This is a genomic window from Caulobacter sp. P4_E5, assembly GCF_056401555.1.
Window position 1 is genome coordinate 1 of the sequence record NZ_JBFUJD010000123.1, and the last position, 11385, is coordinate 11385.

Annotated in this window: 12 protein-coding genes and 2 pseudogenes; 3 read left to right on the forward strand and 11 right to left on the reverse strand. The window is 68.5% G+C overall.

Translation table 11 applies throughout. The annotated features are described in order from the left end of the window. Positions 1–83 precede the first annotated feature (83 nt). The 8 genes from ahpF to AC1DSO_RS23625 form a co-directional block, all read right to left on the reverse strand. On the reverse strand, positions 84–1670 hold the full coding sequence (ahpF, locus tag AC1DSO_RS23590; RefSeq protein ID WP_477071129.1) for an alkyl hydroperoxide reductase subunit F: 1587 nt from the start codon (positions 1668–1670) through the stop codon (positions 84–86). 141 nt (positions 1671–1811) lie between these two features. Then, positions 1812–2375 (reverse strand): alkyl hydroperoxide reductase subunit C, encoded by a 564-nt coding sequence (ahpC, locus tag AC1DSO_RS23595; RefSeq protein WP_477071130.1) that lies wholly within the window; start codon positions 2373–2375, stop codon positions 1812–1814. 271 nt (positions 2376–2646) lie between these two features. Continuing rightward, positions 2647–3624 carry a tetratricopeptide repeat protein gene (locus tag AC1DSO_RS23600; RefSeq protein ID WP_477071131.1) on the reverse strand — a complete coding sequence of 326 codons (978 nt, stop codon included), beginning with the start codon at positions 3622–3624 and terminating at the stop codon, positions 2647–2649. A 160-nt stretch (positions 3625–3784) separates the two neighbouring features. Continuing rightward, positions 3785–4186, reverse strand: a complete 402-nt coding sequence (locus AC1DSO_RS23605; RefSeq protein ID WP_477071132.1) for a DUF4870 family protein — start codon at positions 4184–4186, stop codon at positions 3785–3787. Position 4187: 1 nt separating this feature from the next. Further along, on the reverse strand, positions 4188–4559 hold the full coding sequence (locus tag AC1DSO_RS23610) for a DUF4870 family protein (protein ID WP_477071133.1): 372 nt from the start codon (positions 4557–4559) through the stop codon (positions 4188–4190). A 204-nt stretch (positions 4560–4763) separates the two neighbouring features. Continuing rightward, on the reverse strand, positions 4764–5315 hold the full coding sequence (locus AC1DSO_RS23615) for a hypothetical protein (protein WP_477071134.1): 552 nt from the start codon (positions 5313–5315) through the stop codon (positions 4764–4766). 1 nt (position 5316) lies between these two features. Continuing rightward, positions 5317–5733 (reverse strand): dihydroneopterin aldolase, encoded by a 417-nt coding sequence (gene folB, locus AC1DSO_RS23620; RefSeq protein ID WP_477071135.1) that lies wholly within the window; start codon positions 5731–5733, stop codon positions 5317–5319. 10 nt (positions 5734–5743) lie between these two features. Continuing rightward, complete coding sequence (locus AC1DSO_RS23625) at positions 5744–6517, reverse strand: SDR family oxidoreductase (protein ID WP_477071136.1); 774 nt, start codon at positions 6515–6517, stop codon at positions 5744–5746. A 181-nt stretch (positions 6518–6698) separates the two neighbouring features. Between AC1DSO_RS23625 and AC1DSO_RS23630 the strand changes: the two genes are divergently transcribed. Beyond that, a complete protein-coding gene (locus AC1DSO_RS23630; protein ID WP_477071137.1) occupies positions 6699–7169 on the forward strand; it encodes an NUDIX domain-containing protein in 471 nt (156 codons plus the stop codon). A 269-nt stretch (positions 7170–7438) separates the two neighbouring features. On the opposite strand, the gene AC1DSO_RS23635 is transcribed toward AC1DSO_RS23630, so the two are convergent. After that, on the reverse strand, positions 7439–8512 hold the full coding sequence (locus tag AC1DSO_RS23635; RefSeq protein WP_477071138.1) for an alpha/beta fold hydrolase: 1074 nt from the start codon (positions 8510–8512) through the stop codon (positions 7439–7441). Positions 8513–8712: 200 nt separating this feature from the next. Here AC1DSO_RS23635 and AC1DSO_RS23640 point away from each other — a divergent pair, with 200 nt between their 5' ends. Then, entirely contained in the window at positions 8713–10152 is a 1440-nt protein-coding gene (locus AC1DSO_RS23640; protein ID WP_477071139.1) for an aldehyde dehydrogenase family protein, read from the forward strand. A gap of 240 nt (positions 10153–10392) precedes the next feature. Beyond that, positions 10393–10758 (forward strand): hypothetical protein, encoded by a 366-nt coding sequence (locus AC1DSO_RS23645; protein ID WP_477071140.1) that lies wholly within the window; start codon positions 10393–10395, stop codon positions 10756–10758. A 245-nt stretch (positions 10759–11003) separates the two neighbouring features. Here AC1DSO_RS23645 and AC1DSO_RS23650 read toward each other — a convergent pair. Beyond that, positions 11004–11081, reverse strand: a pseudogene (locus tag AC1DSO_RS23650) (hypothetical protein); the annotation flags it as partial. Between the two features lie 145 nt (positions 11082–11226). Beyond that, positions 11227–11304, reverse strand: a pseudogene (locus tag AC1DSO_RS23655) (hypothetical protein); the annotation flags it as partial. Positions 11305–11385 lie beyond the last annotated feature (81 nt).

Here is an 11385-nt window from a genome sequence, read left to right on the forward strand (position 1 = left end):
GAGGCCGTCCATCCTCCCCTGCGAAGCGGGGGAGGTGGCTCGACGCCGATAGGCGGCGAGACGGAGGGRGCGTCCAGAAGCTTCTAAGCCGCTTCCTGCTCTTCGTTCGCAGGCACTTGGCGGATCAGGTAGTCGAACGCCGACAGCGAGGCCTTCGAGCCTTCGCCCATGGCGATGATGATCTGCTTGTACGGCGTGGTGGTGACGTCGCCGGCCGCGAACACGCCCGGCAGCGAGGTTTCGCCGCGATAGTCGACCTCGATCTCGCCGCGCGCGGTCAGGGCCACGCCCGAGTCCTTCAGCCACTCGGTGTTGGGCACGAGGCCGATCTGCACGAACACCCCTTCCAGGTCGACGCGGTGGACGCTGTCGTGGTTGCGGTCCTTGTAGGACAGGCCGCTGACCTTGCCACCGTCGCCGTGGATCTCGGTGGTCATGGCCGAGGTGACGATCTTGACGTTCGGCAGGCTGGCCAGCTTGCGCTGCAGCACCGCGTCGGCGCGCAGCTGGCTGTCGAACTCGATCAGCGTCACGTGGGCGACGATGCCGGCCAGGTCGATGGCCGCCTCGACGCCGCTGTTGCCGCCGCCGATCACCGCCACGCGCTTGCCCTTGAACAGCGGGCCGTCGCAGTGCGGGCAATAGGCCACGCCCTTGTTGCGGTATTCGGCCTCGCCGGGGACATTGACGTTCCGCCAGCGGGCCCCGGTCGACAGGATGACGGTGCGCGACTTCAGGCTGGCGCCGTTCTCGAGCTTGACCTCGATCAGCCCGCCCGGGGTCTTGGCCGGGACCAGGCCGACGGCCTTCTGCAGGTTCATGATGTCGACGTCGTATTCCTTGACGTGCTGCTCCAGGGCCGAGGCCATCTTCGGGCCCTCGGTGTGCGGGACCGAGATGAAGTTCTCGATGGCCATAGTGTCCAGCACCTGGCCGCCGAAGCGCTCGGCCGCCACGCCGGTCCGGATTCCCTTGCGGGCGGCGTAGATCGCCGCCGCGGCCCCGGCGGGACCGCCGCCGATCACCAGCACGTCGAAGGCGTCCTTGGTCTTGATCTTGTCGGCCATGCGGTCGGCCGCGCCGGTGTCCAGCTTGGCCAGGATCTGCTCGACGTCCATGCGGCCCTGGCCGAACGGCTGGCCGTTCAGCAGGATGGTTGGCACGGCCATGACCTCGCGGGCCTCGACCTCGGCCTTGAACAGGGCGCCGTCGATGGCGACGTGGCGGATGCGCGGGTTCAGCGCGCTCATGGTGTTCAGCGCCTGCACCACGTCGGGGCAGTTCTGGCACGATTGCGAGAAATAGGTCTCGAAGCGATAGTCGCCGTCCAGCGCCTTGATCCGCTCGATGACCTCGGCGTCGATGCGCGGCGGGTGGCCGCCGACGTGCAGCAGGGCCAGAACCAGCGAGGTGAATTCGTGGCCCAGCGGCAAGCCCGCGAAGCGCACATCCGCGTCGCCGGCCTCGCGGGTGATCGCGAACGAGGGCTTGCGGTCGTTGTCGCCGGCCAGGTTCAGGCTGACCTTGTCCGAGGTCGCCGCGACGTCCTCGAGCAGGCTCAGCATTTCCTTCGAACCGGCGTCGTCCGCGAGGGAGGCGACCAGTTCGATCGGCTGGCGCAGGTTCTGCAGATACTGAGTCAGTTGGGTCTTCAGACCGGCGTCCAGCATGGCGCGCTCCCAAAAGGCTAGGGGAGGAAAGGAGAGGCGTTCGATTTTCGGGGAGGAGTATCGAACGCCGTGAACGATCGAGGGCCGGGCCGCCGACCGGTCCGAATGAACGGCCGGCGGCTCGGGTAGTTCTAGTGGTGCTTAGATCTTGCCGACGAGGTCGAGCGACGGGGCCAGGGTCTTTTCACCCTCTTCCCACTTGGCCGGGCAGACCTCGCCCGGGTGGCTGGCGACGTACTGGGCGGCCTTGATCTTGCGCAGCAGTTCGATGGCGTTGCGGCCGATGCCTTCGGCGGTGACTTCCATGAACTGGATCACGCCTTGCGGGTCGACCAGGAAGGTGCCGCGGTCGGCCAGGCCGACGCCCGGACGCATGATCTCGAAGTTGTTGGTCACCACGCCCGACGGGTCGCCGATCATCGTGTACTTGATCTTGCCGATGGCCGGCGAGCTGTCGTGCCAGGCCTTGTGCGAGAAATGGGTGTCGGTCGACACCGAATAGATCTCGACGCCCAGGCGCGTGAACACGTCATAGTTGTCGGCCAGGTCTTCCAGCTCGGTCGGGCAGACGAAGGTGAAATCGGCCGGGTAGAAGAAGAAGACCGACCACTTGCCCTTCACATCGGCTTCGCTGACCGTGACGAACTTGCCGTCCTTGAAGGCCTGGGCGGTAAAGGGTTTGATCTCGGTGTTGACCAGCGACATGAAGCGCTCCGTTTGAAAAGGATGCGCCCTTGTAGCCACCGGGTTTTGATCGAGCAAATTGATAAAACCTGTCGATGGGATAGAGTGGATCTATTCTCCTTCCCTCTCCCCTTGCGGGAGAGGGTGGCCCGCGAAGCGGGTCGGGTGAGGGGTTGAAGAAAGCATCCGCCGCGACAGTGGATGCCGCTGGGCGCCAAGCCGACAGGTCTATCGACCCCTCATCCGGCCCTTCGGGCCACCTTCTCCCGCAAGGGGAGAAGGGGCTTTTCCCCTACCCCGCGACCTTGGCTTCCAGCTCGTTCAGCCTTGCCCGCGTCGCCTGTAAGTCCGGCCCGAACCGCGCCGGATCCGCGGCCGCCAAACAAGCCGCGATGTCGTAGCTTTCGCGATAGAGGTCGAGAGCCCGCATCCGGTGGCCGCGGTCCTCGCGCAGGTCCGCCAGGCGCTCGAGGTTCACCGACAGGGCCCGCTTGGCCCCGGTGTCGCCGGCCTCGCGCCCACCGGTCGAGCGGCGCAGGGCCAGGGCCTCCTCGAAGGCGGCCAGGGCCGCGTCCAGCCGGCCTTCGGCCTCGGCCGCGTCGCCGACACCCGACAGCGAACCGGCCAGCAGCTCGGCGGTCTCGTCGTCCTGGCGGGCCTGACGCACCTGGCGGGCGTAGGAGACCGAGGTCTCGTAGGCCTCGGCGGCGTCGTCCATCTGGCCCTGGGCGCGCGCGAAGTCGCCCAGGTCGCGATAGACGACGGCCAGCTCCCGGTCGGTGTGGGCGGCGCGCTTCATCGCCGACAGGATGCGGGCGGCCTCGGCCCAGGACTCGTCACGGCTGAGCGAGACCAGGCGCAGGCGCATTTCGGCGAAGGTCGGCGGCGGCGGCGGAGCCTGAGGCGGGGGCGCGACGGCGACCTGCATCATCGGCGGCGCGGCGGGTTCCGGCGTGGGCTCGACCACGAGCGGCGTCGGTGCCGGAGCGGGTTCAATTGCGGCCATGGGGGCGGCCACGGGCTGGGCCGCCGCCGGCTCCAGCTCCAGCCCGAACGCCATCGGCGCGGGCTTGCGCTTGGGTTTGCGGCGGGGAATCAGGGCGGCGACGATGAGCACGAGGCCCACGATCGTCGCCGCCGCGCCGGCGATGGGCCGATGCGGCTCGAACGGTCCGAGATCGAGAGACGTGGCCCAGTTCCCCAGCGAGCCCCAACCCGCCACCACGTATCCCGACGTCGCCAGGATCAGCCCCAAGATGATCCCAACCAATCGCGCTAGCATCCGTCCCCCCAGACGTCCTAACAAGGCGTCCCACCGCCAGGCCGCGTAAGTCAGCCCACAGCCCAGCTTCCGTCGAGCCGTCTCAACCGGCAGGGGAAGCGGGCGGCGCGGGTGACCGGCTCGCGGGCGCCGGGCGGAGCGGGCGCCTTTAAATCAACCAGCTGCGCGGGCGCGGATACGCCTCGCCCTTGGCCAGATAGTAGATCCCTAGCACGCAGCGCACGCCAAACCAGACGCCGACCGCCCCCAGAATGAGGCCGCCGACAATCATGACCGGGATGCCGACCAGAACGATGGCCAGCACCAGCCCGGCCAGGAATAGGGCCAGGCCGATCAGGAACCAGGCGATCGACAGCCAGAAGGTGCGGATCGCGAAGGTGAAGTGGCTCTCGTTGATCGGTCCGGCCTCGTCGCGGTTCAGATAGGCGACGATCAGGCCGACGATGAAGGTCAGGCCGTTGGTGAAGCCCAGCAGATAGAGGCCGTAGACGACGGCCGGCAGGATCTTGTCTTCTTCAACGCGCGGAGTGACGGCGGCGGTGTCGGTCATGTCAGAGCATCCAGGCTTTGGGGGTGGGATAGGGCTGGCCCTTCAGCAGGGTCGACAGCCCCACGACGCAGCGCACGACCAGCCAGACGCCGACGGCGACCAGCACGACGACGCCGATCCCGACCGGGGTCAGGATCAGGCCGATCACGCTGAACAGCAGGGTCAGCCAGAAGGTGCGGATCTGGAATTCGTAGTGGCTGGCCAGCCAGGCGGGCGCGTCCTTGCGGCTGATATAGGCGATGATCACGCCGATCAGACTGGTGAGGCCGCCGGTCACCAGGCTGGCGATGTGCAAGGCGTAGATGACGACCGGCAGGGTCTTGTCGTCCTGCAGCAAGGGCGGCACGGCGGGGTCGGGGGTGGGATCGGTCAAGAAACTGAGCCTTGGGATAACATCGTTGGCCCAATCGTCGCGCCGATCGGGATGGGATGCAAATGAAGGTGGTGTCATGGAGATGCTCCCCCGCTCGCGGGGGAGCTGTCGCGGAGCGACTGAGGGGGCTAATGCGGCGTAGGTCCAGCTAGCCCCCTCCGGCCCTTCGGGCCACCTCCCCCGCGGCGCGGGGGAGGAGCGGGTTCAAGGCAACAAATCCGCCGGCGGGTCGTGCGGGTCGAACGTGGGATCCCGGCCCAGCCAGGGCAGGGCGGCGACCATCAGGATCAGGACGAAGCTCATCCGCGCCGCCATGTCGACGCCGACCTCGGCCATGCCGGCGGTCAGCGAGAACACCAGGGTCGCCGAGGCGCCGAAGGCCAGCAAGCCCATGACCCAGGTGAAGGCCGCGCGGGCCTCCAGCCGCGCCACGCCGAAGCGGGCGCGGGGGGCCAGGTCAGCGCCGACGGCGGCGATGGCCCGGGCCAGGGTCGAGAAGCCGGGCAGCCGATCCTCGAACCGGCCGGGGCCCAGATAGCTTTGCGAGACGATCACCAGCCGGCGCTTGCCGAAGGTCAGCAGCAGGGTGCGGCGGCGGCCGCCGTTCTGGTCCGCGCTCAGGCGGTAGCGGGTCAGGCTGGACAGGGCAAAGCGGCGCTCGGCCTTGCCGCGCGTCTCCACCAGCGTCCCGGCCTCCAGGGTCCAGACCGTTTCGGGCTGGAAGGGAGAGAGCCGGGCGTGGTGGCTGACCTTCATCCTAGGACCGGACGGCGGTGATCTCGACGCCGGCCGCGGCCGCGTGGGGCGCCAGGGCCAGGGGCTTTTCGACCCGCACCCGGGCGCGGGTGACGCGGGGGTCGACGAAGCAGGCCTGGGCCAGGCGCTCGGCGAAGGTCTCGACCAGGTCGATATGGCCCTCGGCGACGATGGCCCGGGCGGCGTCGCCGACCATCTCGTAATTGACGGTGTCGCCCAGGCGCTCGCAGTGGCTGGCGGCCACGTCCAGCTCGACATCGACGATCAGGGGCTGAACCCGGCCATGCTCGTGGTCGTAGACGCCGATCTGGGCGTCGACCTTGAGGCCGCGCACGAAGACCTTGGTCACGATGATCCGGGCCAGGTCCTGGGGCGCCAGCGGGGCCGCGGCGGTTTCGACGAGGGGGGCTGCGGCCAAGCGTGGCCTCCTAAGGCGCAACGATATCGGGCGTCCGCCAGCCCAGGTGCTGGCCGCCGTCCACCGCGATCATCTGGCCCGTGACCGACGGCGCGTCAATGAGATAGCGCAGGGCGGCGGCGACCTCGTCCGGCGTGGCGCGGCGTTGCAACAGCACGCCGGCGGCTTCCGCCTCGAACTCGCCCGCGGTCTGGTGGACCGAGGGCAGGGTCGGGCCCGGCCCGATGGCGTTGACCCGCACGCGCGGGGCCAGGGCCTGGGCCAGGGTCTGGGTCGCCCACCACAGGCCGGCCTTGGCCAGGGAATAGCTGAAGAACTGGGGGTTGGGCCGCAGCACCCGCTGGTCGACGATATTGACCACCAGGCCTTGCCGGTCGTCGGGCAGGGCCGCGGCGAAGGCCTCGGCCAGCACGATCGGCGCGCGCAGATTGGTCTCGAGATGCAGGTCCCAGCTGTCGCGGGACAGGCCGCCGACGCGGTCGTCCTCGAAGGCCGAGGCGCTGTTGACCAGCAGGGTGACGGGGCCGAGTTCAGTGGCAGCCTGGCCGATCAGGCCGCGGACCGCGTCCTCGTCGGCGAGGTCGGCGCGGACCAGGACCGCGCGGCGGCCCAGGGCGCGCACGGCGGTCGCCGTCTCCTGCGCCTCGTCGACCGAGGCGCGGTGGTGGACGGCGACGTCATAGCCGGCGCGGGCGGCCTCCAGGGCCAGGACCCGGCCGATCCGACGCCCCGCGCCGGTGACCAGGGCCGCGCCGCGCCCAAGGGCGCCCCCAGCGCCCGTCATTAGTCGACGCGGCCGAACTCGAAGTAGTTCAGGCCACAGACGACGGCCAGGAAGATGGCGATGACACCGATCGCGAGCATGGCGTGGCTCCAGATAAGACCAAGGTTGCCGCCGCTTTAGCCGCGCCCAATGGCGACGGCAAGGGCCTGACCGCGGGCGCGGGCCGGGCTAGAACGGTTCCATGCTCTGGCGACGCCGTATCGAACCGTTCACGAGGCCCCTGGTCTACGCCTTTTTCCGGATGACGCGGGGGCTGACCCTGGGCGTGCGGGCGGTGGTGACCGATGCGGACGGCAAGGTCCTGCTGATCCAGCACACCTACATCAAGGGCTGGTACCTGCCCGGCGGCGGGGTCGAGCGCGGCGAGACGGCCGAGATCGCCGTGGTCCGCGAGCTGGCCGAGGAGGCCGGGGTCCGCGCCCTGTCGCGCCCGCGCCTGGTCTCGGCCCACAGCAACGAGGTCCTGCATCCGGGCGACCACGTGCTGGTCTACCGCGTCGACGCCTGGGAGCCCTGCGCCTCGGACGCGGCGGGCGAGATCCACGCGGTCGGCTGGTTCGCGCTCGACGACCTGCCCGAAGAGACCACCAAGGCCACGCGGCGGCGGCTCGCCGAGGCCCTGGGCGGGGTGGAGGCGGATGCGATGTGGTGAGGTCGCGAAAACCCTCTCTCATAGAGAGAGGGAGGGGCCCGCCGCCGTAGGCGGTGGGAGGGTGAGAGGTTTCACCGCCAGCCGGAAAATCCCGGGCCTTCCGTTGAGCGTTCTGAAGGGGCGAGCTCAAGGTCTCGCCATGACAGTGGCCCTTAAGTCGCGCCGTCAAAGTCAGAGCTTAGATCGGAGAGAGTGTAACCTCTCACCCTCCCACCGCTTCGCGGCGGGCCCCTCCCTCTCTCAWAGAGAGAGGGAATCTATTTCGACCCCTACCGCCGATCCCCCGCCACCGCCTCGGCCCGCACCGTCTTCAACACCTCGAACTGCGTGTCGATCATCCGCATGTTCGGATCGTGCCCCGTGCGCGGCAGCGGGATGAAGGCCTTCTTCGGGGCGGTCAGGCTGTCGAAATAGGCGCGCGACACTTCTGGCGGGGTGACCAGGTCGGCCTCGCCCTGCAGCATGTAGACCGGCATGGCGAAGCGGGTCCCCAGCTGGCGCAGGTCGATTTTTGGTCCCATGCCGTCGCCGGCCAGGCCGACGAAGTTCAGGAACGAATAGTCCTCGCCGGCCTCGTAGTCGGCCGCGTAGGCGGGGGTGTCGTAGCCGGGGCCGGGGGCGAACCAGCCCTTGGGGGCCGGGTCGGTCGCCAGGGCCTCGTACTTGCGGGTGGCGCGGCGCAGGGTTCCGAAGGCGCGGGGATTGGTCCACGGCGGCGGGCCCAGCGCCTCCAGCTTGCCCACCGTGTCGGCGTCGGCCGCGGCCTTGGCCAGGCCTAGTGTGCGCGTGTAGCTGAGCTTGACGTCTTCGGCGTAGCTGGCCAGCTGGGCCGTGCCGACATAGGCGTGGAACAGGCCCGGTTCCTTCTGGGCCATGTGCACGGCCAGGGCCGAGCCCCACGAGCCGCCCATCAGGATCACCTTATGCTTGCCCAGCCGCTGGGCCGCGTAGCGGGCGACCTCGACGCCGTCGCCGGTCAGCTGGGCGATCGTCAGCGGCGTGTCCTCGGACGGCTTGTTGGCCCCGTAGGTCTTGCCCGCGCCGCGCTGGTCCCACTGGACGACGGTGAAGGCCTTGGTCCAGGCCCCGAACAGGCTGTGGGCGAAGGGGGTGTTGGGATTGCCCGGGCCGCCGTGGACGATCAACACCACCGGATTGGCGCAGTCCTGGCCGTCGACCGTCACCCACTGCTGGATGCCGCCGATCGACACGAAGCCCGCCTCGGCGACCGGCTTGCCCGGCGCCTGGCAGGCCGGGGTCGGCGCGGCCGGAGCCGACTGGGCGGCCATGCCCGCGACCAGCGACAGCATCGCCGTCGCCGCGAAAATTGCAAAACGCTTCATCACGCCCCCACCGCCGTTCCGCGCATCCGGCGCGAGGCCCCTCGATCGCTTACCACCCCGAGGGGCCGAGGCCAGCGAATTCGCGGCTGGCGGCGCGCTGGGGGGCTTCCCACCTGAACGCCGATCACATTAAATGGCTGTTTGAAACCGCCCGCCGTCAGAGCGGACCAGGCAAGAACACCCAAGGGCAGGAGCACGGCATGCGCGACTACACCAAGTTCTATATCGACGGGGCCTGGGTCGATCCGGCCGCTCCGAAGACCCTGGACGTCATCAACCCGGCCACCGAAGCGGTCGCCGGCGTGATCTCGATGGGCTCGGCGGCCGATGTCGACCGCGCGGTCCGCGCCGCCCGCAAGGCGTTCGAGACCTATTCCCGGACCAGCCGCGAGGAGCGCATCGACATCCTCGAGCGGATCATCGCCGAGTACCAGAAGCGCTACGAGGACATGGCCAAGGCCATCACCGAGGAGATGGGCGCCCCGGCCTGGCTGGCCCAGCGCGCCCAGGCGGCCATGGGCATCGGCCACCTCCAGACCGCCGCCGCGGTGCTGAAGAACTACTCATTCGAGGAAGACCGGGGCACGACCCGGATCGTCAAGGAGCCGATCGGCGTCTGCGCCTTCATCACGCCGTGGAACTGGCCGGTGAACCAGATCGCCTGCAAGGTCGCCCCGGCCCTGGCCACGGGCTGCACCATGGTGCTCAAACCCTCCGAGATCGCGCCGTTCAGCGCCCAGATCTGGACCGAGATCCTGCACGCCGCCGGCGTCCCGGCCGGCGTCTTCAACCTGGTCAATGGCGACGGCCCGACGGTGGGCGCGGCGCTCAGCAGCCATCCGGAAGTGGACATGGTCTCGTTCACCGGCTCGACCCGGGCCGGCATCGAGGTGGCCCGCAACGCCGCCCCGACCGTCAAGCGCGTCCACCAGGAGCTGGGCGGCAAGAGCCCCAACATCATCCTCGACGACGCCGACTTCCCGCGCGCCGTGGGCGGCGGCATCGCCTCGGTGATGATGAACTCGGGCCAGTCGTGCAACGCCCCGACCCGGATGCTGGTCCCCGGCCAGCGCATGGACGAGGTCATCGCCATCGCCAAGGCCGCCGCCGAGAGCCACACGGTCGGCGACCCCAACGGCAACCACAAGATGGGCCCGGTGGTGTCCGAGACCCAGTGGAGCAAGATCCAGGGCCTGATCCAGAAGGGCATCGACGAGGGCGCCACCCTGGTCACCGGCGGCGTCGGCCGGCCCGAGGGCCTGGACAAGGGCTACTACGTCAAGCCGACCGTGTTCGCGAACGTCAAGAGCGACATGACCATCGCCAAGGAGGAGATCTTCGGCCCGGTGGTCTCGATCCTGGCCTACGACACGGTCGACGAGGCCGTCGCGGTCGGCAACGACACCGAGTACGGCCTGGCCGCCTATGTCTCGGGCGGCGACCCGGAGGCGGTGCGCAAGGTGGCCGCCAAGCTGCGGGCCGGCCAGGTCAACCTGAACGGCGCCAGCCCCGACCTGATGGCCCCGTTCGGCGGCTACAAGATGAGCGGCAACGGGCGCGAGTGGGGCGACCACGCGTTCGGGGAGTTTTTGGAGACGAAGGCGATCCTGGGCTACGCGCCGAAGGTGGCGGCGGAGTAGGCTTGCTCTGAGCTAGGTGAATTGGAGAGGGCGGGGTCGTGAGGCTCCGCCCCTTTTGGTTTGGGGATCGTGAAGGTGTAAGTACGTGTGTGGGTTTTGGGGGGAGTCATGAAGCGACTTATCGTCGGCATAACGTGCGCACTCGTCTTTGTCGGCTCTGCGGCACGAGCTGCCGACAGTCCGAATTCCTCCTCAAGCATTGACCTACTGTTGCGCTGTGAAGGTGTTGGAACGCGCACAGTGGCCGATACCACCACAGTGAATGCGTCTAACGATGCGGGCGGGACCGCTTCCGCCAATGCGACGAGCTATCGCAAAGAGCGATTTGACGAGCGATTGCTTCTTGATCTTAGAGCGGACGGCAGCCGCGTTAGAGTCCCCAAATCCTTGGTGCCGCCGATAAATACCGGGGGAAAAGACGGCTGGTGGTTGTTGTCGGAGATCAACGTTTCCGATGACGCGATAACTGCTCGATTTCGGCTGAACCCCATCAATAAAGCCACGGTGCGTATCGACCGCAGTACCGGCGATATTGATCTCGGTGGTCTAGGGTTGGCCTTCCGAGGTACGTGCGAGCGGCAAGATAGAAGTGAAAAGCGCTTCTAGGCGTCGCACCCGACCTGCCCAGGTCGGTGTGAACCTTACATCTCTTGGAGGCTGCAGCGTGCCGGACTGTCCAGGTCAGTCAAGGACCGCCTCCGGCGGCCGCGCGCGGCGACGCGGAGCGTCGTCCTTGAGTGACCTGGACAGTCCGGCGATCGTCTCGCCGTGAGATGTAAGGATGGCTCCCTTCCTGGCGGGAAGGTGAGCGGAACTTCATCGCAAATAACCCGTGTCATCCCGGGCGGCGAAGCCGACCCGGGACCCAGGGGCCGGCGCAGTGCGGTTGCCCCTGGGTCCCGGGTCTCCGCTGCGCTCCGCCCGGGATGACGAGGGTTGGGGAAGGGGCTTTCTCAACTCACCCCGATGACAGTCCGGCGATCGTCTCGCCGTGAGATGTAAGGCGGGCTCCCTTCCTGGAGGGAAGGTGAGCGGAACTTCATCGCAAATAACCCGTGTCATCCCGGGCGGTGAAGCCGACCCGGGACCCAGGGGCCGGTGCAGTGCGGTTGCCCCTGGGTCCCGGGTCTCCGCTGCGCTCCGCCCGGGATGACGAGGGTTGGGGAAGGGGCTTTCTCAACTCACCCCGATGACAGTCCGGCGATCGTCTCGCCGTGAGATGTAAGGCGGGCT